Origin of the sequence: Proteus vulgaris, from assembly GCF_033708015.1 — a bacterium.
GTDB lineage: Bacteria > Pseudomonadota > Gammaproteobacteria > Enterobacterales > Enterobacteriaceae > Proteus.
In genome coordinates, this window is the sequence record NZ_CP137920.1 from 2,314,978 (window position 1) to 2,339,950 (window position 24,973).

Here is a 24,973-nt window from a genome sequence, read left to right on the forward strand (position 1 = left end):
TAATGGATATGAGTATAAGACAAGCACTACTAAAGAATTTTATGGGAAACTCCCCAGATTGGTATAAGCTTGCTATTATTACTTTTTTAATTATCAACCCACTTATTTTTTTCTTTATTGACCCTTTTGTCGCCGGCTGGCTATTAGTTGTAGAATTCATTTTCACACTGGCTATGGCGCTAAAGTGTTACCCGTTACAACCCGGAGGATTACTTGCTATTGAGGCCGTCATCATTGGTATGACAAGCCCAAAACAGATTGGTCATGAAATTGCCAACAACCTTGAAGTGATTTTGCTTCTTGTCTTTATGGTTGCGGGTATCTATTTTATGAAGCAATTATTGCTGTTTGCTTTTACGAAACTGCTGTTATCCATTCGTTCTAAACGAATGTTATCTATTGCCTTTTGCTTCGCAAGTGCCTTTTTATCTGCTTTTTTAGATGCTTTAACCGTTATCGCGGTTGTAATCAGTGTCTCTCTCGGTTTCTACTCTATTTATCATAATTTTGCTTCTAATCAATCAGGGGCAGAATTAAATAATGATGGATTTATTGATACTGCAGAAAAAAAACAAACTTTAGAACAATTCCGTGCTTTTTTACGCAGCTTAATGATGCATGCTGGTGTAGGTACTGCATTAGGTGGCGTAATGACCATGGTGGGTGAACCACAAAACCTGATTATTGCAAAACATTTAGAGTGGGATTTTGTAACCTTTTTTATCAGAATGTCACCCGTCACGATCCCTGTTTTTTTTGCGGGTCTTGCTGTGTGTTACTTTGTAGAGCGTTTTAAACTCTTTGGTTATGGTGCTGAATTACCTGATTTAGTTCGTAAAGTTCTTACTGAATACGACAAGAAAAACAGTGAAAAACGCACTTCTCAAGAAAAAGCACAACTGATGATCCAAGCATTAATTGGTATTTGGTTGATTATTGCTTTAGCACTCCATTTAGCAGAAGTCGGTATTATCGGTTTATCTGTTATTATTCTTGCCACTGCATTTTGTGGGATCACAGAAGAACATGCTCTTGGTAAAGCATTTGAAGAAGCCTTGCCTTTCACTGCATTATTGACCGTTTTCTTCTCTATTGTTGCGGTTATTATCGATCAGCAATTATTTGGCCCTATTATTCAGTTTGTTCTTCAAGCTTCAGAATCTTCACAACTGTCTCTTTTTTACCTCTTTAATGGTCTACTTTCTGCTATTTCAGATAACGTGTTTGTGGGTACAGTTTATATCAGTGAAGCTTTAACCGCATTGCAAGATGGATTAATTAGCCAATCACAATATGAACATATTGGTGTTGCTATTAATACAGGTACAAACTTACCTTCTGTTGCAACCCCAAATGGTCAAGCCGCATTCCTATTCTTATTAACATCAGCACTATCACCACTCATCCGTTTATCATATGGCCGTATGGTGATAATGGCTCTGCCGTATACGATTGTAATGACATTGCTTGGCTTACTCGCCGTTGAGTTTTGGCTTGTTCCTGCAACACATTGGTTCTATGAAATTGGTTTAGTTGCTATTCCGTAACAATAGATCCACAGTTACACTACATAAATAGGACTTTTATTAAATAAAAGTCCTATTTTCTTCATTAAAAAAAGCTTAAATGTAAATATTTGTGAAATAACGGGTTCTAACTTTTTTTGCTCTTGATTTTTGGGCAGAATAGATACTTATTTTATTTAATATTTAAATGGATATTATTATGCTGACTTCTCTTCGTCACTGGTCACAAAGCCGTTCTTCATGGCTATTGCTTGCATTAACAGCAATAGGTCTTGAAGGTGCTGCATTGTATTTTCAGTACGGAATGGAATTAATGCCTTGTGTAATGTGCGTCTATCAGCGCATCGCGGTATTAGGGATCTTAGTTGCTGCATTGATTGGGGCATCTGCGCCTAAAATGGCACTTATGCGCATGGCAGGTGGTTTTTTATGGATTTATTCCGCATACCGAGGAATTGAACTTTCTTGGGAGCATACACAACTTATTCTGAATCCATCACCTTTTGCAACCTGTGACTTTTTTGTTACTTTACCTTCATGGTTTGCCCTGCAAGATTGGTTCCCTGCGGTATTCCAAGCAACGGGTGACTGTTCTGTCAGTCAATGGCAATTTTTAACTTTAGAAATGCCACAATGGATGCTGATTATTTTCTCTGCTTATTTTGTTGTCGGTTTATTAGTATTAATGAGCCAAATAACAAGTTCTTTTAAAACAAAAGAATAAAGAAAATAGCCCTTAGCAATAAACTAAGGGCTATTTTTATCATAGAGAAATGGTGATTAAGCATTCAATCCCAAATAAGCTTTAACCAGGAATACAAGCCCCTTCAATTAAAGCTTGTTCACTACAACGCTTACCATTCGCAAATTGACACACTGGTGTCTGACCGCCATGTAATTCATAGTTTAAAGAAGGCACGCCACCTGAAAAAACACAGGTTGCCTTGGCTGATTCTTCTAAGGGAATATCAAGGCTGGTTGTCGGTATTGTTCGACTTTTACTCACCATTTGTGTAGATGAATGTTGTGTCTGCGCTGAATGACTGCATCCTGCAATAAAAGCAAAGCTAGCTAATATAAATAGATAACCCGCTGTTTTAAATTTCTTTTGCATCAAAGACACCCTAATTTCTTCCTGTTATACCTATTAGTGTGAAGCACTTTTTGAAAGTAGATTTATCACTAAAACACCAGCAATAATTAAACTCATCCCAATAATGGCAGGTAAATCGAGTTTTTGTTGATAGAGAAACACAGCAGCAACAGAAACTAAAACTATTCCTAACCCACTCCATATTGCGTAAGCAATACCTAATGGCATGACTCTTACCACTTGAGAAAGTGCCCAAAAAGAAAGACAGTAACCAATGACGACGACAATAGAAGGATATAATCGGCTAAAACCATCAGAAGCTTTCAGCATTGTTGTCGCAATAACTTCTGATATAATTGCCAACATTAGGTAAGTTAATCCATTCATTTTTTCGTCTTAATCCTATACAAAGTCAATTTTGTGAATTCTATCACAAGCGAGATTGAGGATATTTATCTACAACAAATAAAAAGGCACTCTTCTTATTGAATAAGTGCCTTTTACCGTGGAAATGCTTATTTAGTGTTGATGAAGTTGATTCTTTTCTCGGGGTTTTCCCCCCATAGAGACACGATAGCGGTTAAAAATAAAACCACACCAAATCACTGCAATAACACTTAATATTGTTCCTGCATAGCCAATGTTTGTCATTCCGGCATGTAAAATAACTTGATTACCAATCAATGCTCCGGCACCAATACCGATATTAAAAATGCCAGAATAAATAGACATAGCGATATCTGTTGCATCAGGGGCTAAATCAATCACTTTGACTTGCATTCCAAGACCAATGCACATAAAGCCGATCCCCCAAAATATAATCAGTATAATAAATGACGTTAAATTTTGGCTACTCATCATTAATAAGCTTAAACAAAATGTCAGCAAAATTAAGGCAAAGAACAAGAAAGATGTAGGCATTTTAGCATTATATCGACTAAACAAAACACTACCCACAATGCCTGCACCACCAAAAATAAGTAACACTAAGGTAGCAAAGTTTTGATCTAAATGTGCGATATCGACCACAAAAGGTTCGATATAACTATAAGCAGTAAAATGCGCAGTAACCGCGATCACTGTTAGCAGAAAAATGCCCATGAGTGGGCCACGTTTTAATAACACAGGTACACTTTTTAGTGATCCTGAATGCTCACTTGGTAACAGAGGTAAATAACGCATTAACGCAAACATGGTCAGTAAAGCTAAAACGCCAATTCCCATAAATGTTGCACGCCATCCTAACCACTGTCCAACTACACGGCCTAAAGGTAAACCAAGTACGGTTGCTAATGCAGTTCCTGTCGCTAATAAACCTAACGCCTGAGCGCGCTTACCAGCAGGTGCCACCCTAATAGCCAGTGATGCGGTAATAGACCAAAATACGGCATGAGAAAAAGCGACACCAATACGCCCTGCTAACAGCGATTTAAAATCCCATGCTACGCCAGATAAAATATGACTTAAAATAAAGAGCATAAATAAAATAATAAGTAACTTACGTCGCTCAACTTTACTCGTCATAATCATTAAAGGAAGAGACATTAAAGCAACAACCCAAGCATATATTGTGATCATTAAACCTGTTTGGGCAGGAAGCATATCGAAGCTTTCAGAAATATCACTTAGCAGTGCAACAGGAACAAACTCTGTTGTATTAAAAACGAAAGCCGCGAATGATAATATTATTACCCTGATCCACGCTGTTTGACGGCTAACTTCATTTACATTTGATGTCGCGATATTCATAATTAATTGATGTTTTCTTAAATTATATTGATATATATACTATGCTTTTTATCGGAGCTTTTATCCGATTTGCTTTTCTTACTCTAGCTAAAATAGATTTATAATATTAAAAATAAAAAATAGCATAAAAATGAAAATGCATTTTATTAAAAACAAAAAATAAACCAACTTATCACTAAATCTCGCTGCTAAAGCGAATCAGCTATCAATTTTAGCATATTCATATCACGACTTTAAATCCCCTTAGCCACTTCTTTTTAACGTTAACATAATCGTCTAATAGCAAGATTATCAATATAGATAACCTATCACTATTTTATGTCGAAGAAGAAAAACAGACTGTTTTTAAGAAAAATATATTGTATATTCATTGGATTAAGTTAAGAAATATTAATTTAATCGCCGAAAATAATCTTACTATCGGATAAAAGATAAATAAAAATAGAGGGGATAATGAGATCACTGACTTAAGTCATTAATAACTTGGAGTGCTTGCTTGCAAGCAATGTTTTTCATCGGTGATGTTGAACCATCAAAATCATTTTTGATCGTCAAGATTTGTTCTTTTGCTGCTCGTGGTAGGATTAAATTTCCATTAGAGAGTGCTTTTTCAACATCATCTAACTTTTCAGTTAACTGCTGACAACTTCCATAATTATCTTTAGATTGATAAACCGCCATAAGCGTATCGCGTTTTGCCTCTACCGTAGAAAGGGTTTTACGTACTGTTGATGACGAATTTTCAATCACTTCGCAACTTTCATTCAAAAACTCATCGCTATTTTCTTTAACGACAGACACAATCAGAATAGCGACAAGAATAGCCAGTATTATAGTCAGCGATAAAATCCCTCCTGCAATAATAAGTATCTGTTTCATCGTAAACTCCACATATAAACCATATCTTTTTCAAGATTTATTTTTAATTTATATAATTAAAATAAATTAGGTTCAATCTGGATTACGATTCTTTTTATTTTTTACATTTTATTACGGAGGTATACAGTTCTATTTATTTTTATTTATAGAAAAAGCACCTAATTTTACTTGATTAGCATTAAATAATATATAAATTTTATTTAATAAATTTATTTTTTAGAACAACACGCAATATAATTTAAATTATGCCTATTTTCTATAAAAAATGAAATATGGATAAAATATGATCTATTTTACTTATTTAACAACTTATTCTTAATTATCTTGATTATTCTAAATAAGCCTTCATCAAAAATTAAACCAATAAGTGATATTAAACTTATGTTACCCGATATTATTTATACTTCTGGAAGCGAATATTAATAAATAACTCATGCCCGATCTTTGAGTGTACTTGAGACATAGACTGTGTTGGAGTTTAATGTTTCATATAACCTGCTATTATATTGCATCAATAATATAACTTTATAATGACATATTTAAAATAAGAACAGTTAGTATTAATCTTCTTTTTTGCCAAGAAACTCCGATGATATCAATTTGAATATGGGTATATAACCAATTGAAATAAAATAGATTAAAAGGCTATTTTGTAATTACGTCATTAAAAGTAAAGAACATTAAACTTTGAATAACAACATTGACCTTCCCCTAAGGGGAATCTTTAAAGTGATAACAATTTCACGATAAATCAAAGGAAACTGTTATGAAAAAAATCTTACCTGCTACGGTTATTTTAATGAGCGTCATCTCTTTTGGTGCAATGGCAAATAATACTCATATGAACATGAATATGGATACACCTCATGGCAGTTCACCAATGCAAAAAGAGCTCAATGATTCCATGAACAAAATGCATGCCGATATGGCAAAAGGAATGAATACTAATAATGCAGATGTTGCATTTGCTGATGGCATGATTGCACACCACTTAGGCGCCATTGATATGGCTAAAATTGAGCTGAAATACGGTACCGATCCTGAAATGCGTAAACTCGCCCAAGCTATTATTGATGCACAAGGCCCTGAAATAGAGCAAATGCAAAAATGGTTAGAAAAAAATAAAAATAATAAATAATAACTTCATAAGGCTGTGATTTATTAGGCGCAGCCTACTTTATTTTTAATATTCCCTTCCAGTTTATTATTAGAAATAAATCAAATAATTTTCTAATATTCATCTCATATATTATAATTTTGTGACGACTACAATATTAATCGCTTTATCCAGTATGGAGTCCATATGAATAATTTAGAAAACATGGCGTCATTAACTCAAAAACTCGCTATGCTGATAGAAAAATGGACTTATGATACTAATCAATTAAAAACCCCGATCCCGGGATTAACGCTGACACACTGGACTTCTCCTACACCAATTACTAGCCACACTCACAAATCAGGAATATGTTTAATTGCCCAAGGTGAAAAGAGAGTGATCTTGGGCGAAGAAAGCTTTATTTACGATGCCAGCCATTTTTTAATTTCTTCAATAGAACTCCCCGTTATGGCGAATATTATGAAAGCGAGTAATGAAAAACCGTTTTTAGGGCTAGTTATGGAGTTAGATTTGCAAGAAATATCACAACTCATCGTTGATAGTGAATTAACATTTAACTCTGATTCAAATGCTCAAAAAGGAATTGCTATTGGCGAATTATCAGAGCCTTTAGTCAATGCCTTTATTCGCTTACTCACTCTTCTTGATGAACCTAATAGCATTAAAATTCTCGCTCCAGGTATAAAGCGTGAAATTTTTTATCGTCTACTTGTTACAGAGCAAGGTGAACGATTGAATCAAATCGTCACCGCGGGTAGTCATAGTCATCAAATAGCGAAAGCAATTGATTGGTTAAAAAACAATTACATAAAACCACTAAATATCAATGAATTGGCTTTGTGCTCTGGAATGAGCAAATCTGCTTTTTATACTCATTTTAAAACAATGACATCAATGACACCGCTCCAATTCCAAAAAAAATTACGACTGAGTGAAGCTCGCCGATTAATGTTAACGGAAAATTTAGGTGCAATAACAACAACTTTCCGCGTGGGTTATGAAAGCCCTTCTCAGTTTAGTCGTGAATATAGCAGATTATTCGGAGCTCCACCGGCAACAGATATAAAGATGCTTAAAGAAACGGATCGTATTTAACCGTTATAACTCTCTTATTCTCTCTCTTACCTAATGTATATTATTCATAATCCGTATTTTCGTTTTTTGGAAAAATAGGCAAGAGACTAAGAAGATCAGACATTCATTTCTAACTACAAAAGCGATAGCATTCTCCTCAACAATTAATCTATTCCTATCTTATTTGAAGTTAAAAGCACAATAAACTTTGATTAGATCCTCTTTAATCTGGTAATAGGATATCCAAATGCAACTCGATTTCTCTTACTATAATCCAACCACCATTCATTTTGGTAAGAACTCCCTTGCTAAATTAAATGATGAATTATCACATTATGGCGAAACAGTTATGCTGATGTATGGCCGTAACGCGATTAAATCGAATGGACTCTATGATGATGTTATAGCAATACTTCGCCATGCAGGTAAAAATATTGTTGAATTATCAGGCGTCATGCCGAACCCAACTTATAAAAAAATGATGGAAGGTGCTCAATTAGTTCGTGAACACAATGTCAGTTTAATCTTAGCGGTTGGTGGTGGCTCCGTCATTGATTGTGCGAAAGGGATTTCCATTTCAGCTTATTGTGAAAATGAAGATCCTTTTCAAAAATACTGGGTTGAATATCAAGATGTAACAAATAAAATTGTTCCTGTCGCATCAATTCTTACCATGGTAGGCACTGGCTCTGAAATGAATGGTGGCTCAGTGATCACCCATGAAGAAACTAAATATAAAATCGGACGTGTATTTCCTGCAAATGCATATCCTAAGTTCTCCATTTTAAACCCAGAATATACTTTTTCTGTTTCTCAGTATCAGATGGTCAGTGGTGTTTTTGACACTATGTCGCATTTGATGGAGCAATATTTTTCTGATCAAGGTGCAAATACAACCGATTATCTAATTGAAAGTTTATTAAAATCTTCAATTGATAATTTACGTATAGCACTTAAAAATCCAAATGATTACGAAGCAAGAAGTAATCTTATGTGGAATGCAACACTTGCATTAAACACCCTCACAGGATTATCAAAAACGCAAGATTGGCAAGTTCATATGATTGAACATCAATTAGGGGCTTATACAGACTGTGCTCATGGAATGGGACTTGCAGCAATTTCTCTGCCTTATTATCGTTTCATCTATAAGTTTGGTATAGAGAAATTTGTACGATTTGCAACTCAGGTATGGGGTATTTCCGCAGAAGGAAAAACGCAAGATCAAATTGCTCTTGAAGGTATTGATGCTCTAGAACGTTTTACAAAGGAATGCGGCATTATTACATCATTAAAAGCTTTAGGTGCAACAAGAGAGATGCTTCCTGAAATTGCACAATCAACCACAATTCTGGGTAGAGGCTATAAAAAGCTAACGACTAAAGATGTGCTCGATATTTTGGAAGCGTGTTTTTAATTATTCGTCAATACCATTATAAACACAGTTTTAGTCACTAACGATAAATTCCATTTAAGGCATATAATAAATACGATGATTATCTAAAAAAATAGTCATCGTATTATCAATTGCACAGCATTTGAGCTTATCCTCTTCTCACACCCTCTCCAAAAATTAGATTAACTCTCTAATAAAGATGCCTCTGCATATCGAATCGTTTATAATCATAAATATTTAATATAATTACTGATGAAGTCATGCTTACCAGTAATGAATCTTCTCATCCAAATATATATATATAATTATGCCAAAAATATTAATAATACAAAGAGATAACATTGGTGATTTAATACTGACAACACCATTAATTGACGTTCTTGCCCGTGAATATAATACAAAAATAGACCTGCTAGTAAACTCTTATAATCAAGCCATTCTGGAAGGTAATCCTTCCGTCGGGAATGTACATATTTACAGTAAGTTACATCATAAAAAATCAGGACAATCATCCTTAAAGCTTATTTTGAGTCGCTTGAAAATTATTTTTGATATGCGTCGTCAGCATTATGATATTGCGATTGTAGCGCGTGATCATTGGGCGAAAAGAGCACTGCAATGGGCAAAATTATCTGGTGCTAAGCGTATTATCGCTATTGGCGATGACGCGCCTTCGGCAGTGACAGATCCAATTCCAACACCAACTCATAAAGGCCATATTGCTGAGTTGTTCTGTCAACTCGCCCATCCTCTGGGAATAGAAAAAAAAGCCGGTCCTTTAAAATTATATGTCAAAGATGAAGAGATCTCTGCCATTCGTCAACGCATTAAGATAGCTGAAAACATTCCTGTTTACGGCCTACAAATCAGTTCACGTAAACCACAACAACGTTGGCAAGCAGAAAAATTTATCGCGTTAGCGCATCAATTAACACAACGCGAAAAATGCCAAATTCTTCTCTTTTGGTCGCCAGGAAACAACGATAATAAACAGCACCCTGGTGATGATGAAAAAGCACAGTTTATCCTTGAACAGTGTAAAGATATCCTTATTACGCCAGTACCTACACAAAATCTTAGAGAATTAATGGCGGGTATGTCCTTATGTGATCAGATGCTAACCAGCGATGGTGGTGCATTACATATTTCAGTCGGTGTTGGTGTGCCAACAGTCGCGATGTTTGGTAATAGTGATGCAGATTTTTGGGGACCGTGGCATATTGCCAGTGAAGTACTGAAGGCACCTGAAGATAATGTAGGGCTTCTTACGATAGACGATGTATTGACTCGTTTTATTACACTAAGAGAGCGCGTTATTGATTTAAATGCAAATAGCTAATTGTCGATAACTCATAAGAAACAATACTAAATCTAAATCACCCTATTACGACAACTGATAAGGTGATTTTTTATTTCCCCCATCACATTGATAAAATTATATTTAAGTAGCAATAAGATAATATATTTGATCTAATTTTTACTTTTTTATGATCAAAAAAACGGACCTCAATGAGGTCCGCTTTTTTATATGGTGCCCAGGGCGGGACTTGAACCCGCACAGCCTTACAGCCGAGGGATTTTAAATCCCTTGTGTCTACCGATTTCACCACCTGGGCTAAATTGTATTTACTTGTTATGCTTATTATTTGTGTATCAAACAAGCTAAATAACAAATAAATTTAAATCATCTAAATCTAAAATAACTCACATTATTTCTTACCTTCTATCACTCACTAACTTTTTGATAGAGGAAGAAAAAACGGACCTAGGATAAGGTCCGTATTTATATGGTGCCCAGGGCGGGACTTGAACCCGCACAGCCTTACAGCCGAGGGATTTTAAATCCCTTGTGTCTACCGATTTCACCACCTGGGCTAAATTCTGTGGTGCGCCCGTAAGTTCTTATTACTAAGATAAATACTGGTATGGACGACTTATTGACTTCTCAACAATGCCATTTTTAATGGACTTTCTTTTTTGCACCAAACTCTTTTATTAAAAGAGATGGTGCCCAGGGCGGGACTTGAACCCGCACAGCCTTACAGCCGAGGGATTTTAAATCCCTTGTGTCTACCGATTTCACCACCTGGGCATTAATGGAGGCGCGTCCCGGAATCGAACCGAGGTACACGGATTTGCAATCCGCTGCATGACCACTCTGCCAACGCGCCTCAACTACTCAATCTCATCAGAGATTGGAGCGGGAAACGAGACTCGAACTCGCGACCCCAACCTTGGCAAGGTTGTGCTCTACCAACTGAGCTATTCCCGCTTTACCGAACTTGCTGATTTACTTATTTATTTCTGTAAACCGTTGTGCCTTTCGATGCGTTGCATTCTACTGATTTCCTGAATCTAGTCAACACTATATTTGCATCTTTTTGACTGTTCGGTGAATTTTCAGTCATTTCGATCAACCTTCGCGCAAATCTGACCACGCAGCGCTCAAATATTGAAACATTGACCAGAAAGTCAACACTGTTGCGATATATAATAAAGCGAATCCAAACCACTCAGCTTCAACAGTAGGTCGCCATAATAACACAACAAGAGATCCCATTTGTGCTGTCGTCTTCACTTTTCCTATCCAAGAAACTGCAACGCTGTTACGTTTTCCTAATTCAGCCATCCACTCTCTTAGTGAAGAGATTATAATTTCACGAGCAATCATTGTTGCTGCGGGTAAGGTTATCCACCACTCATGATAATGCTCAGTGATTAAAACAAGTGCTGTTGCAACCATTACTTTATCCGCTACTGGGTCAAGAAAAGCACCGAAGCGGGTAGTTTGTTTCCATCTACGAGCTAAAAAACCATCAAACCAGTCTGTTGCAGCGGCTACCATAAAAATAATGGCGCAAACTAATGGTGCATCTTTGAATGGTAAATAAAACACCAAAACAAAGAATGGAATTAGAGCGACACGAAATAGAGTTAGCCAAGTTGGGATATTTAGTTGCATAGCGTTCTACACGACCTAGAAAAGTGAGAGTTATTAATATGGTGCATCAATACACTTAGTGTTTCAACGCATTAAAAATTTTTTCTGCTAATGCAGTCGAAATTGTGGGGACTTTCGCAATTTCTTCAATACTTGCATCTCGTAAAGCTTGTAGTCCTCCCATATATTTCAACAACATTTGACGACGCTTAGGCCCTACACCTTCAATAGACTCCAGTGAACTGGTATTTTTTACCTTTGCTCTACGTTGACGATGTCCCGTTATTGCATGACGATGCGATTCATCACGAATATGTTGGATCAAATGTAATGCCGGTGAATCAGAAGGTAACGCCATTCCTTCACCTTCAGGCACAAAAAATAAAGTTTCAAGCCCTGCTTTACGATCACTCCCTTTTGCGACACCAATTAATTTAGGGTGTGATTTGTCCCAATCAACATTAAGAGCATCAAATACCTCTATTGCTTGTGCTAATTGTCCTTTACCACCATCGATGAAAATAATATCAGGAACCTTACTATCTTCTAATGATTTGCCATAACGTCGAGTGAGCACTTGATTCATCGCCGCATAATCATCACCAGGAGTAATACCACTGATATTATAGCGCCTATATTCAGATTTTAGTGGGCCATTCATGTCAAATACTACACATGAAGCCACAGTTTGCTCTCCCATAGTGTGACTAATATCAAAACATTCCATTCGTTTTATCTCTTTCATATTAAGAAGAGACATTAAAGAGGTATAACGTTGTGAAATTGTCGATTGCTCGACTTGTTTTGAAGCTAAAGCTGTTGCTGCATTTGTTCTAGCTAATTTCAAATAGCGCGCCCTATCACCACGCGGTTTTGTCTGAATTTGAATTTTTCGCCCAGCAATTGAAGATATTGATTCAGAAAGAATGGCTTTATCTTCTAAATTAAAATCGAGCAAAATTTCAGTTGGCAAAGTACGAATTGCACTACCTTGTAAATAAAATTGGCCAATAAAAGTCTGAACCACTTCATCGATTGAGGTATTTGCAGGGACTTTAGGAAAATAACTCCGACTTCCTAACACTTTACCTTGACGAAAAAAAAGAACATAAACACAAGCAATCGCACCATTAAAAGCAACACTGATAACATCAAGATCATCACCAATATTGGCGACAAATTGTTTTTCGGTCACTTGCCTCACGGCTTGAATTTGATCACGAATACGAGCTGCCTCTTCAAAATGTAACTCTTGGCTAGCTTCTTCCATACGTTTAACTAATCCGTTAATAACTTGCGTATCATCGCCTGAGAGAAAAAGTCGCACATAATTAACTTGTTGGGCATATTCTTCATCAGAAACATAGCCTTTTACACAAGGTGCAAGACAGCGGCCAATTTGATATTGCAAACAAGGTCTTGAGCGATTGCGATAAACACTGTCTTCGCATTGACGAATAGGAAACAATTTTTGCATTAATGCCAATGTTTCTCTTACTGCAAATGAGTTAGGAAAAGGCCCAAAATATTCGCCTTTGGCATGTTTTGCACCGCGGTAACTTGCAAGTCTAGGGTGTTTATCACCACTTAAATAGATATAAGGATAGGATTTATCATCACGTAATAGCACATTATAACGAGGTTGATAACGCTGGATATAGCTGTGTTCAAGCAATAAAGCTTCCGTTTCTGTATGCGTGATCGTGACATCAATATTGGCGATACACTTCACTAAAGCTTCGGTCTTACGACTATTCACCTGTGTACGAAAATAGCTCGAAAGTCTTTTTTTCAGATCTTTAGCTTTACCAACATAGATCACTGTGTCTGTCGCATCATACATCCGATACACACCCGGCTTATCTGTGACTCGGCTTAAGAATGCTTTGGCGTCAAATTTGTCTTCCACTTTGTAAATGACTCTCTATCTCAATTAACCCATAGCGTATTGCTATATGTGTTAATTCTACATCACCTGAGATTTTAAGTTTACTAAACATTCGGTAACGATAGCTATTTACTGTTTTTGTATTAATATTCAACTCACTTGCAATTTGTGTGATTTTTTTTCCTCTAATGATCATCGACATAATTTGCAACTCTCTTTCAGACAAATGATGTAAAGGATTTAGTTCTTGTTGTAATTTTGTTAGCGCGATTTCCATCGCTAACTCTTGGCTTATATACCGTTGACCAATACAAACTTGTCGGATAGCTTGCAAAATATTTTCACAAGAAGTATCAGCAATAATAAATCCCTCAATACCCAATTGCAGAAGTGTTATTGATAATATAGAGTCTGTTTTTGGTGAAATAACAATGATTTTAATTGATGAAGACGATCGTTTTATTTTTTTTATAGAATCAATTAATAAGACTGAGGGCGTTGAGTAAATAATAATAAGGTTAACCGAAAACTGTCGACAATAACGAAATGCATCATTTTCATCATTCATCACTTTTCGGACATTAATTTTTTTGATCTGACTAAGAAGTATTTTTATTCCCAAGCTAAATATTTCAACTCGACTTATTATCAATGTGTTTATCAATAACTCTCTCCTTCAAAACTACACTATAACAAAGAGCATTCAATCAACTTACCATAAGTTTTAATATAAATATCATACTATAGTAAAAAATATCGACCTATTACTTTTTTAACACCGTATTAAGATTTATTTAATAAAATTAAATCATAAAAAAGACTCATATAGAAAAGAGTCTTTAAAAATATAAAAAATTAATAAATAAAATATTATTTATTAAACATATTCATAATATCTTGTTCTGTTAGCATTGATGTTTTTTCTACAAAATTATAATAATGAGGCTTGCTATCTATATAAATTTGCATTGTCAGTTTGCTATCTTTCGCATCAGGGAATAACCCAGCTGATACATAATAAGTCTGACTTTCTTTTAGATGATAAAAAAGATGAGAGCCACATTGATTACAAAATGCTCGTTCTCCCCATAGAGATGAATCATAGCGTGTTATATTTTCTTCACCATCAATCTTCAAATCTGATTTACAATCAATTGAAAAACCAGGGCCACCATTCCAACGTAAACACATACTGCAATGACAAACACTGATCTCAGAAATATCTTGTGCTGTGGATAATTTAACTTTACCGCATAAACATTGACCTTGATGCATTCTCGTTCTCCTTTCCATTAAATCATGCATTAATCACTTAAGATTATATGCATGATTTAATTTATAAAATAAACATAATACAAGCATAAATATTATCTACACACCTGTATTATGACTTTGTTTTTTCGGTGGTAATGGTGAGAAATACCCGATTAATAAAATCAGTATTGCAACACCAATAAAGGCCAATGCTCTGAGCAATCCACTACTTAATGATGTATCAATTAAGAAAAGTTTAGCGATAACCACAGCTAACAATCCCCCACCAATAAACCATTGTGAACGTGACTTCTTACGTGTCGCCATCACCATAGTTACCAACGCAGTAATTGCCCAAACAATAGCTAATACTGTTTGAATAACTTTAGAATTAATTATTGCATAACTCGACCAATCAATATCTGTTGCAAAGACTAATCCTCTTAATAATATACCGTTTGCCCACCAAAAAATTGCAGCAGGGATAATGTAATTAAATATGGCTACGTTATTTTTCAATAATGCTTGATATTTAGGTGATTGTTTTATTAATGAAATAAATTTATAACCAACCCAAATTCCAACAATACCCATTAGATCCATTAAATTAAATAATGGAATAAATTTAACTCCACTTTCAGTTCCAGCATTAAAGTTTGCAAAAATTAATGAAAGAGCCAGTAGACCTAAAATAGGTAAAGTAACTATCCAATAAGCATTTTGATACTCTTTTATCCAATTAATTTTCATTGCTAGCAAATAGCTTATTGCAATAAATAAGCTTATAGCAAAAATAACACTAGCAAAATGTAAACTCACATAAAGGTACGTAGCATCCATAAGCCAAATAATTTCAGTAAATAAGAATAAGCCAATAAAGATAAGATGCATACAGTGGATCAATGCTTTATTTATCCTTTGTTTGGATAATAACGTATTTACTTTAAGCAAGTAGAAACCACTCACAAAAATTGTGATCCAGATAATTGCACTGAACCAATTATTAATTAACGAATCTGCAATATAGATGTACACCAACATAATAAGTGCTGATATCGGCCATAATAAAATAGAGCAACTTGCCAACTCAGAAAATTGGGTTTTCTTCCCTGCAAAAAACATGCCCCAACAACTCATCAGAATATAAGCAAAGGTAATAGATTTTACTTCTGGAGAGAGCCAATTTTCGCCATATTCTTGTAAAAGTAAAACGCTATATCCCCAACTTACAGCGGCGATAAATAATGTTACATATCCAATAGCTCGATTATCAAGATGAGTAAATCGAGCTTGATACCACAATACTCCGACAGCAAATACAACGATGACTTGTGTCACAAGCATTAGCCAATCACCTAATGAGATAATAGGCATGTTAACTAATAAAACAAAAGAAACAGCAACTAAAATAGTCCCTGCAATAGCTGGTTTCTTTTGTTGCTGTAAAACAGAAAATGCAAGGATCATTACCCCTTCAATTGCCCATACAATCGATGTCCATTCAGCAGAGAATGCAAATGGTACGGCTAAAGTGGCAAAGGTAACCGAGAGCATAAAGAAGGCAATTGCCAGTAATTTACCCTCTTCACGATAACGCTTAAGCGCAAACCAACTTAGTGCAAAATAAGCTAACCCATAAAGTGATGAAGCAATAGCAACACCATATTGCCATTCTGAAGCTAACCGATGTTGGAAAATAAAACCAATTAATGGCGTACCGAATAGTAATGTTGCATCAAAAGGAATATTAAGTTTCAGTTTATTTTTTAGTGTTGATAGTTCCGTTGCAACACCAAAAATCAACCAATTTGCAATTAAAAATAGCTGACAAGGTAAATAATCTGCATGAGTGTAATTTGGTATTGCCCATATAAAACCAATACCAAAAGTAAAAGCAAATCCAATAAGATTTAATAAACGCCAAACTTGCCAATGACTAATAATAAGAATGCCGATTGAAAGAATAAGATAATAACTAAATAACGCAATATAATTGCCACTTCCTGTGGACAATAAAACAGGTGCTAAATACCCTCCTAGCGAGGCTAACACTGCTAAGCTAATTGCTCGATGAAGAACGGCTAAAATTACACTGACAATACAAACAAAAACCATTATGGCTAAAGCGATGCCAATAGGAATAAAGTCATAAATTTTAGTGGCCGCAAAAATAGTAATGTAAAACCCACCAATGCCACCACCTTGTAAAATTAATGCATATATCAGATTTTTCTTTCTAAGCCACCAGCCAATACCTAATAAGGCTAAACATCCTGTTCCTGCCATCATTAAACGTGTTGATGCTGAGATTAGCTCATTCTCAATACTGTATTTAAGTAAATATGACAGACCAAAAAAGAGTAATAACATCCCTATTTTAGCCAGCGGATTACCGGTTACCACCCAATTCCAAATAAGTCCCAAAATCGATTTTTGTTGACGTTTTGGACGAGAATTTAAATTAGGCCGATATTGCGATGCAGGTCTATTTGCTTGAGGCGTTGCATCCCCTAAATAATCTGTTTCCGATCCCACAAGGTTTGCACTTGCCCCATTCGCTCTATTCTCTACAAGCTGATCAGATGTTGATTTAACATATGTTTGTTTTGCCTCTTTTTGGTAATGATGAGCAAAACGACTTGTTGCTACCTTAGGTCGATAAGGCTCAACCTCTTTAGGCGTAGGGGCTGTTGATATTTCTGGCTTATTAGACTGTTTGTTTTCAAGGTTAATATCATTAACCATAGGAGATTGAACAACAGCATTTTCTTTTTTAGGGGAATCTTTATTAACTGCCGTTTCTTGTGATACTTGTGCACGTTGATATACCGGCACATTTTTATTCTCAACCTTATTTTGCACATGTTCTATTGTGTTAATAGGTTCAACTGTTTTGGATTGATAAGTTGAAGCTGGTGAACCGGTTGGTTGAGGATCTTTTTTTATATCACGAGATACATCCTTAACTTCGCCTTTCTGAGCGTCAAGTTCTGTGCGAATATCCACAGTACTGTCTTTATTTAATAGCTTAAATAATTTCTCTTGTTGCTCAGTAAGCTTTTCTTCAAGCCATTTAATTCGACGCAACAATGAGTTGCTATTTGTATAAGCGTGGTATTGCCAATACAAAGATACCACAACAAATATTATAACAACGAGCGCCAAAAAGTCGTCCATAAATCTAATCCTTTTGCGTTAAGCGTCACTTGATTTTAATCTCTAACCCTTAGTTATACTTTAATTTTTACTAATTTATCTTAGTTTATTCCTAAATAACCTATTTTGAGAACTCTTGATTTAAACCTAGCACATAATTTTAAAAAAAAGGTATGATCAGTAACCTATCTTAATCTTCCTTTATATAGCAAAACACATTCATAATATGAAATTAAATGACGAATTAACTAATGCTATCGCTTCTGTAACAGAAGCCGCAGCTATTGCAGCAATGCCTTGGATTGGAAAACAAAATAAAAATGCAGCAGATGATGCTGCTGTTAGTGCCATGCGTGAGCGTTTAAATAGCCTGAATATCAATGGTGAAATCGTCATTGGTGAAGGTGAAATAGATGAAGCGCCGATGCTCTATATTGGCGAAAAAGTGGGTAATGGGAAAGGTGATAAAATAGAAATTGCGGTTGATCCAATTGACGGCACTCGTATGGTCGCCATGGGTGAAAACAATTCTCTAGCTATTTTAGCCGCTGGCTTTGAAGGCAGTTTTTTACAAGCTCCCGATATGTATATGGAAAAATTAGTGGTTGGTAAGCAAGCTGCCGGTGTGATTGATCTTAACCATTGCCTCGAATATAACCTTGATGCTATCGCACAGACATTAAATAAATCTCTTGAGCAGTTAACTCTCGCTATTTTAGATAAACCGCGTCACCACGATATTATAAAAGATCTACGCACGAAAGGCGTTAATGTTATTACACTACCTGATGGTGATGTTTTAGCCTCTTTATATGCCACGATACCAAACAACAGTATTGATGTTATGTATGGCATTGGTGGAGCACCTGAAGGTGTAATTAGTGCAGCTATTGCTAAGGCATTAGGTGGTGATATGCAAGCACGTTTAATTACTCGTGATATTGCAAAAGGAAATAGTGCAGAAAATAGAGAATATGCTGTTTCTGAAATTGCTCGTTGTCATCAAATGGGTACTGATGTAAATATTAAATTGTCATTAGACACATTAGTACGTAATCAAGATGTTATGTTTGCAGCAACCGCAATTACCAAAGGTGATTTCTTAGCTGGTGTTAATCAACAAGCTCAATATTTACAAACACACTCTTTAGTCATTAATGGCTCAACACATTCATTACGTTATATTGAAAATTACCATTTACGCTAATATATCAATGGATCTTTCTCTCTGAGACATAAAAAAGCGGCACTTTATTAAGGTGCCGCTAAATTGACTTCAAGGGGTATGTTTATTTTTATTTAGTCACTTCAGATTTAAGCCAATAAATTGGCTGGATTCTCAACACATAATTTTTTGATAATAGACTTATCAATACCACGTTGAGCCAATAATGAAAGGAATACATTGGGAACAAATCCCCAACCATTTCCCCCATTTTTCGCCCACATCTGTTTTAAGAACACATCATGACTTAATACGATTTGGCTACCATACCCCCTTTCAATTAAGGTTGCGACAGCTTCTACTGTATCCATAACACTTGGTGCTGCACCTTCTTTAGGGAAAGAGATATCCAAACCGATCATATCAAACTCAAGCCAAACACCGCGATCTAACATTTTGCATTGATAATCAATATCCTTACCGGATGGATCAGAGTGTGCCAATGAAATCTTAGAGGGGTTACATCTCATTTCTGTTAATAAAATGTCTAAAACTTCATCACCTCGACGCTGCCAACCAGGCATATGAATATTCATCGAAGCATGAGGATTACTATTTTGTGCAATAGCAGCAGCACGTAAGCTATTTTTCTCGCCATCGGTAAAGAATGGAGAAACACCAATTTCACCGATCATGCCAGCACGAATATCAGTACCATCAATACCTATATTCAATTCGTCATCAATGATTTTTGCCATTGCATCAATATTATTCGCCAGTCGTTCCCCTTCAAATTTTTCAATATAAAGCCCTGAAGAAGCAACAACATTAATGCCCGTTATCTCTGCAACTTGTCTTAGTTTTCTAATATCACGCCCAATTGATGAAGAGCCTGTTGCATCAACGATGGTTCTTCCACCTAACTCTTTGAAATTATTTAATTCAAAAATAACATCTTCAATTGGTTTTTTATCCATATTATCGCAACAGCAATATGGATCGTATTTAAGTCCCCACTGAATATCTGCACTCACTTTTTTATCAACTAACGCATGCGAGAATTCATAAAAAGGTTCATCAACAACACCTGAGAGATCATTAAAGAGGTGTTCATGGGGCAATGTTAGCCCCATATCTTCTTTTTTAACGGGGCCTGTTACAGTTTGGATATAACCTTTCATCACGATACTCCTACGCTTTTGCTGACTTAGTCGCTCTAAATTCAGGAATTGTGGTTACAATCGCACCTACTAACGCAAATAATGTGCCGATGATTGTCACTAAATAAACGGTATTGCCTAATGAAGGTAATAATAAATCAATTAATACAGAGCCTAATAATTGACCCGCTGTTGACGCAACACCCAACATCAGTAAACCTAAACCACGGACTAAAATAGCCATTAATGCGATAGACATCAGCCCTAAAGGACCCCCTAAATACATCCACCAAGTACCCGGTAATTCAAGAGTGATATGGCCTAATGCCATACGAACAATAAGCGCAATCGTTAAAACAGTGAAGCCAACAATAAAGTTCCAAGTGATAGACACCATCATAGAACCGGTTGCTTCTGCAACTCTAGAGTTACCAGCTGGCTGCCAACCCGCTAATAAACCAGCAAGGAAAGGTAAAATTGCTAAATAAATAAACGAGGTTGAATGCCATTGTGGAGAAACGACAAATAAAGTTGCAACAACAGCTAACACAGCACCTAGCACTCGATATGGAGTGAAATATTTTTTCTCATCAACACCAATACCAAAACGGTCACATAATAAGCCTGATAATAAGAGTGCTGAAATTAATGCTGTTTGGAATGTTGCAATCCCTAATGCGCTCGCAGAAGCCCCTTCAGAGAATACAACCATTGCACCGCAAAGACCCGCAAACCAGTTCCATAATGGAATTTTGCGCGTTTTAATTAAACTTGGAATTGAAGCAAATTGCTGACGATACTGTTTTTTTGACATGATGATAAAAAACATCACCACTAAGCCACTGGCAAAAGAGATAACGGCACTGGCGTTACCATCTTTTAAAACATGCCCTAACTGCCCATTCACCGCAGACTGCATTGGTGATAGCATACCTGCTAAAACCGTTGCTAACATCAGCAATGGTGTTGATAAATTTTTTGTACTCATAAGATGTTCCTTTTGGATTATTGGCTATGAGTGATTTCTTTTTTTATTTTTCAAGTAATCGGTTTTTTATTAGCGCAGAGCGGCAACTCTGCGCTTTTTTACTTTTTATGACAGTGATTCTTAATTCAAATTAACGGGCAATTTGTTTAAGAATATTGACCCACATATCAGCATAATGAGGCCATGCTAAAAATTCTTTGCTACCCCAGTGAGGAGAACAGTCACTCATAAAGCAGCCTGTTTTTCCTTTTTCAAACTGACCAAATACCAGCAATGGGTCTTCACCAATATTTAATACCGTTTCTGTGTTCTCTTTAGCTGAAACCTTGTTATAACCAAGGAACATAGGCCATTCACCAAAACCTTTTACTGACGCATGCTCAGCATTCACCGCACTAGCAAATACACCTTCTGGTGCTTCTACGCGATCGTCTCCATCCAACATTTCAACAGGCAGAACTTCTGCAAGTAATGTATTTTTGTAGTTTGCTTTAGCCTCAATACCCATAAATGACAGGTAACCACCAATCATTAATAAGCCGCCACCATTAGCTACGAACTCTTTAATTATCCCTAATGCATTAGGGATAACTTTCATGTTGTAGAAGGTATCGTTTTGTAGAAGGAAGGTATTTGCACCAATGTCACTAATAACAATGACATCATATTTAGCCAATGCTTCTGCCGTTTGTGGGAATGCAACCTGAACGGTATGAGCAGGCATATAATCAACTTCAATACCCTTTTCTCTTAAGCAACTTAATAAGAACGTTGAACCTTCTTCATATTTGCTGGAAGTGAAGCTGTCGTAACCTTTAGAGTGGATCATATGAATATGCCATGACTCACCAATAAATAAGATTTTCATTTTTATTCCTCTTTCAAAAAAGATTATTTATTCAGGGGATTGGGTGACAATCTGTGAATATGTTGTTTGATTGATGCGATGCATGACATTAATATCTTCAGGCATTTCTGAAGCATTACTCGTCTCAACAGCTAAAGATGAAAAAGCTGATGCATAGCGTAACGCATAAGAAAACTGCTTTCCTTTTGCCAACGAGGCAGCGAGCGCACCATTAAAAGCATCACCTGCCCCTGCTGTATTTTTTACAACTGCCGGATATGCCGGCGAATAAATATACTTATATCCGTCATAAGCTAACGAACCTTTACTACCTAGCGTAATAACTACTTTATTCACACCTTGCTGATAAATGGAAACGGCAGCATTTTTTGCGGACTCTAAATCGAGTACTTCTATCCCAGATAATAAACTGGCTTCCGTTTCATTAGGTGTTAATATATCTATCATTGGAAGTAATTCATTCACTATTTTATTGTAAGGTGCTGGATTAAGAATAATAGGAATATTATTTTCGTTTCCAATAGCAATAATTTCTTTTAATGCTTCAACATTCGTTTCTAATTGAAGTAAAATTATATCTGCATCAATAATTTTATCTTTCTGGATTTTTACTTCATCAGCAGAGATATCCATATTAGAACCAGAGTAAATAGAAATAATATTTTCCCCACTCTCTTCCGAAACAAAAATAGATGCAGTTCCTGTTTGATAATTTTCTGTTTGATATATCGTTGATGTTTTTATTCTTGATGACGATATAAAATTAACGGCATAATCACTAAATTGATCTGTACCAATCTTCGTAATAAAGTGTACCTGTGCATCAGCATAACTCGCTGCTAGTGCTTGATTACAGCCTTTACCTCCTGGTGAAAAGATAAATTTATTCGATAATAAGGATTCCCCGGCTTCTGGCAATCTGGGAAGATAGCTAATCATATCAACATTAAATGAACCCAGCACGCACACCTTATTTATTGCTGTCTTATTTGCTAAATCGTTTTTATCAATTTGATCATTACATTCTAGAAATTGTATAATTTCTTTCTTAGCGACTTTATCTAATGTTTCAAATTCTATAAAAGCACCACCATGGCATCTTTTTATAATTCCTTTTTCTGCTAGTGTATTTAAATCTGATCGTATTGTTTCTTTGGTAACATGAAGTTCTTTAGCCAAAACAGAAACTTTTACTGCACCATTACCTTTGATCAGATTAATTATTTTTTTATGACGTTCTGCTTTCATTTAATGTTACCTCTATGGCAACAACTTTAGTTTATTAGTTGTTATGGGATTGTGATTACAATCATATGTTATTTATTAAAAGCAAAAAAAAGCAGAAATACAAAAATAAAAAACAAAAATAAACAGAAATAAACAATGACAATAGTAAGCATATTTAATAAATAAAATTAGAATTTATTCTTTTTTAGAAAAAAACGAATTAACTAATAACGTCATTTTAATTTACTGAGCATAAATAAATTTAATATTATTTCCTATATAAAAATAAAAAATAATATTATAAAATTATTTATAAAAATAAAATTTACTTTTATAAATAAGACATTACAAAAAACTCTTCTCATTTCTCTGCAAACTATCCGTAATAATGCTTAAATAAAACACAATACAATTGAATCGAGCAATGCATTAATTATTTTTATCATCTCTGTTTTTTAAAACACATCTACTATAAAGAAATTCTAATCATTAAATGCCAAAGAAAACGATATCCTTTTACCAAAGACCGTCAGTTACTTAAGCAATACAAAAGCAATGCTTAAAACACACTCAGTTTTCATCTTTCATTTTTGTGATCTAAATAACATTTAGTTAGATAAAAAGTCATCAAACTTTGTCGACTTAGTTCATCAATGAGTCAATCTTTTCGTTCATATTGTAAATCAAGAAAGGTTTTTATCTATTTTCCACACCATTTATAAATATAATTTGTTTTTTTAGTCATTCTATAAATAGCAATTACTTCTAGAATAAGAACAAATGCAGTTAATAACACTAGTAAATATAAACATACAGATACATTCAACTAATTATTTTTGTAAAGAAACATTATTATTAGAAACATTTGGACATACTTCTTTCCTAGCACTTTGCTCATTTTATACTTAAATTTATTCATACCGTCAGTCACAACATAAATTTCTGACAAAAAGCACAACATAAAATAAGGATATATTAATGAAAATAAAATCACTTATCGCAATCTCATTATTAAGCGCTAGTTTTTCTCTTTTTGCTGCAGAAAATTCAACATCATCTGCAAATATTCAAACTCAAGGCGTCATCCAGGCTCAAAAAGAGTTGAATGACTATGAGAAAATCATGATAGAAAAAGTTTGGGTAACGACCGATGCTATCGATGAAAAAGGAAATAAAACAGCCCCAGATAATGCGCAAGTGAGTAACTATTTTGGACTTGCTGAATATTATCCTAATGGCACCTTTATTATGTTTACACCTGAAGGTAAACAAAAAATGCAAGGTGATTGGTCAATGTCAGATGATGGCAAAATACGTACCTTAGTTGCCAAAGATACTGAAGGTAAAACGCTATTTACCCGTGATGTAGAAAATATCACGGTTAAAAATGACGAGTATACTTATCGTATTTATCCAAATGCTGATGATCGTAATACCTATTTCGATATTATTCATCACGTTAAAAAATAAATTTAGTACGTTGTTTTAC

21 protein-coding genes and 5 tRNA genes are annotated in these 24,973 nt (G+C 35.2%); 8 read left to right on the forward strand and 18 right to left on the reverse strand.

Features of this window, described 5'->3' with window-relative positions:
- Window positions 1–2 precede the first annotated feature (2 nt).
- Together nhaB and dsbB are read left to right on the forward strand one after the other, a co-directional pair.
- Window positions 3–1,547, forward strand: coding sequence for a sodium/proton antiporter NhaB (nhaB, locus tag SB028_RS10995; RefSeq protein WP_069368957.1), 1,545 nt, complete (start codon window positions 3–5; stop codon window positions 1,545–1,547).
- 178 nt (window positions 1,548–1,725) lie between these two features.
- Window positions 1,726–2,250, forward strand: coding sequence for a disulfide bond formation protein DsbB (dsbB, locus tag SB028_RS11000; RefSeq protein ID WP_069368956.1), 525 nt, complete (start codon window positions 1,726–1,728; stop codon window positions 2,248–2,250).
- A gap of 81 nt (window positions 2,251–2,331) precedes the next feature.
- Here the strand turns inward: dsbB and SB028_RS11005 are convergent, their stop codons facing one another.
- From SB028_RS11005 to SB028_RS11020, 4 genes are all read right to left on the reverse strand, one after another.
- Window positions 2,332–2,640: a DUF333 domain-containing protein gene (locus SB028_RS11005; RefSeq protein ID WP_069368955.1), complete on the reverse strand. Its 309-nt coding sequence runs from the start codon at window positions 2,638–2,640 to the stop codon at window positions 2,332–2,334.
- A 33-nt stretch (window positions 2,641–2,673) separates the two neighbouring features.
- Window positions 2,674–3,006, reverse strand: coding sequence for an SMR family transporter (locus SB028_RS11010; protein WP_069368954.1), 333 nt, complete (start codon window positions 3,004–3,006; stop codon window positions 2,674–2,676).
- A gap of 132 nt (window positions 3,007–3,138) precedes the next feature.
- Entirely contained in the window at window positions 3,139–4,368 is a 1,230-nt protein-coding gene (locus tag SB028_RS11015; protein ID WP_069368953.1) for a sugar transporter, read from the reverse strand.
- 459 nt (window positions 4,369–4,827) lie between these two features.
- Window positions 4,828–5,247 (reverse strand): hypothetical protein, encoded by a 420-nt coding sequence (locus SB028_RS11020; RefSeq protein ID WP_069368952.1) that lies wholly within the window; start codon window positions 5,245–5,247, stop codon window positions 4,828–4,830.
- A gap of 766 nt (window positions 5,248–6,013) precedes the next feature.
- On the opposite strand from SB028_RS11020, the gene SB028_RS11025 reads away from it, so the two are divergent.
- From SB028_RS11025 to SB028_RS11040, 4 genes are all read left to right on the forward strand, one after another.
- Window positions 6,014–6,385 (forward strand): DUF305 domain-containing protein, encoded by a 372-nt coding sequence (locus tag SB028_RS11025; RefSeq protein ID WP_069368951.1) that lies wholly within the window; start codon window positions 6,014–6,016, stop codon window positions 6,383–6,385.
- A 165-nt stretch (window positions 6,386–6,550) separates the two neighbouring features.
- On the forward strand, window positions 6,551–7,462 hold the full coding sequence (locus tag SB028_RS11030; protein ID WP_069368950.1) for an AraC family transcriptional regulator: 912 nt from the start codon (window positions 6,551–6,553) through the stop codon (window positions 7,460–7,462).
- A gap of 226 nt (window positions 7,463–7,688) precedes the next feature.
- A complete protein-coding gene (locus SB028_RS11035) occupies window positions 7,689–8,858 on the forward strand; it encodes an iron-containing alcohol dehydrogenase (protein WP_069368949.1) in 1,170 nt (389 codons plus the stop codon).
- Window positions 8,859–9,144: 286 nt separating this feature from the next.
- Entirely contained in the window at window positions 9,145–10,176 is a 1,032-nt protein-coding gene (locus tag SB028_RS11040; protein WP_069368948.1) for a glycosyltransferase family 9 protein, read from the forward strand.
- Window positions 10,177–10,366: 190 nt separating this feature from the next.
- Here SB028_RS11040 and SB028_RS11045 read toward each other — a convergent pair.
- The 10 genes from SB028_RS11045 to SB028_RS11090 all read right to left on the reverse strand — a co-directional run bounded on the left by SB028_RS11045 (window position 10,367) and on the right by SB028_RS11090 (window position 18,097).
- Window positions 10,367–10,453, reverse strand: a tRNA-Leu gene (locus SB028_RS11045).
- 172 nt (window positions 10,454–10,625) lie between these two features.
- Window positions 10,626–10,712: transfer RNA gene (locus SB028_RS11050), tRNA-Leu, on the reverse strand.
- A 130-nt stretch (window positions 10,713–10,842) separates the two neighbouring features.
- A tRNA-Leu gene (locus SB028_RS11055) sits at window positions 10,843–10,929 on the reverse strand.
- A 5-nt stretch (window positions 10,930–10,934) separates the two neighbouring features.
- Window positions 10,935–11,008 (reverse strand) — tRNA-Cys (locus SB028_RS11060).
- A 25-nt stretch (window positions 11,009–11,033) separates the two neighbouring features.
- Window positions 11,034–11,109: transfer RNA gene (locus SB028_RS11065), tRNA-Gly, on the reverse strand.
- 141 nt (window positions 11,110–11,250) lie between these two features.
- The gene (gene pgsA / locus SB028_RS11070; protein WP_069368947.1) at window positions 11,251–11,799 is read right to left on the reverse strand and encodes a CDP-diacylglycerol--glycerol-3-phosphate 3-phosphatidyltransferase; all 549 of its coding nucleotides are present in this window, start codon (window positions 11,797–11,799) and stop codon (window positions 11,251–11,253) included.
- A 55-nt stretch (window positions 11,800–11,854) separates the two neighbouring features.
- On the reverse strand, window positions 11,855–13,687 hold the full coding sequence (gene uvrC / locus SB028_RS11075) for an excinuclease ABC subunit UvrC (protein ID WP_069368946.1): 1,833 nt from the start codon (window positions 13,685–13,687) through the stop codon (window positions 11,855–11,857).
- Window positions 13,671–14,330: a LuxR C-terminal-related transcriptional regulator gene (locus SB028_RS11080; protein ID WP_069368945.1), complete on the reverse strand. Its 660-nt coding sequence runs from the start codon at window positions 14,328–14,330 to the stop codon at window positions 13,671–13,673. Before SB028_RS11080 ends, uvrC begins: the two co-directional genes overlap by 17 nt.
- Window positions 14,331–14,536: 206 nt before the next feature.
- Window positions 14,537–14,941: a GFA family protein gene (locus tag SB028_RS11085; protein WP_069368944.1), complete on the reverse strand. Its 405-nt coding sequence runs from the start codon at window positions 14,939–14,941 to the stop codon at window positions 14,537–14,539.
- Window positions 14,942–15,037: 96 nt separating this feature from the next.
- The gene (locus SB028_RS11090) at window positions 15,038–18,097 is read right to left on the reverse strand and encodes a DUF2339 domain-containing protein (protein ID WP_069368943.1); all 3,060 of its coding nucleotides are present in this window, start codon (window positions 18,095–18,097) and stop codon (window positions 15,038–15,040) included.
- A gap of 205 nt (window positions 18,098–18,302) precedes the next feature.
- Between SB028_RS11090 and glpX the strand changes: the two genes are divergently transcribed.
- The gene (gene glpX / locus SB028_RS11095) at window positions 18,303–19,283 is read left to right on the forward strand and encodes a class II fructose-bisphosphatase (RefSeq protein WP_069368942.1); all 981 of its coding nucleotides are present in this window, start codon (window positions 18,303–18,305) and stop codon (window positions 19,281–19,283) included.
- A 107-nt stretch (window positions 19,284–19,390) separates the two neighbouring features.
- Here the strand turns inward: glpX and SB028_RS11100 are convergent, their stop codons facing one another.
- The 4 genes from SB028_RS11100 to SB028_RS11115 form a co-directional block, all read right to left on the reverse strand.
- Window positions 19,391–20,422, reverse strand: a complete 1,032-nt coding sequence (locus SB028_RS11100; protein WP_069368941.1) for a methylphosphonate esterase — start codon at window positions 20,420–20,422, stop codon at window positions 19,391–19,393.
- 10 nt (window positions 20,423–20,432) lie between these two features.
- On the reverse strand, window positions 20,433–21,389 hold the full coding sequence (locus tag SB028_RS11105; protein ID WP_069368940.1) for a DMT family transporter: 957 nt from the start codon (window positions 21,387–21,389) through the stop codon (window positions 20,433–20,435).
- Between the two features lie 130 nt (window positions 21,390–21,519).
- On the reverse strand, window positions 21,520–22,257 hold the full coding sequence (locus SB028_RS11110) for a glutamine amidotransferase (protein WP_318859377.1): 738 nt from the start codon (window positions 22,255–22,257) through the stop codon (window positions 21,520–21,522).
- Between the two features lie 27 nt (window positions 22,258–22,284).
- Window positions 22,285–23,505, reverse strand: coding sequence for a PfkB family carbohydrate kinase (locus SB028_RS11115; RefSeq protein WP_069368938.1), 1,221 nt, complete (start codon window positions 23,503–23,505; stop codon window positions 22,285–22,287).
- Window positions 23,506–24,462: 957 nt separating this feature from the next.
- Here SB028_RS11115 and SB028_RS11120 point away from each other — a divergent pair.
- Window positions 24,463–24,954 carry a DUF4822 domain-containing protein gene (locus SB028_RS11120; RefSeq protein WP_069368937.1) on the forward strand — a complete coding sequence of 164 codons (492 nt, stop codon included), beginning with the start codon at window positions 24,463–24,465 and terminating at the stop codon, window positions 24,952–24,954.
- The last annotated feature ends 19 nt before the right edge of the window (window positions 24,955–24,973 follow it).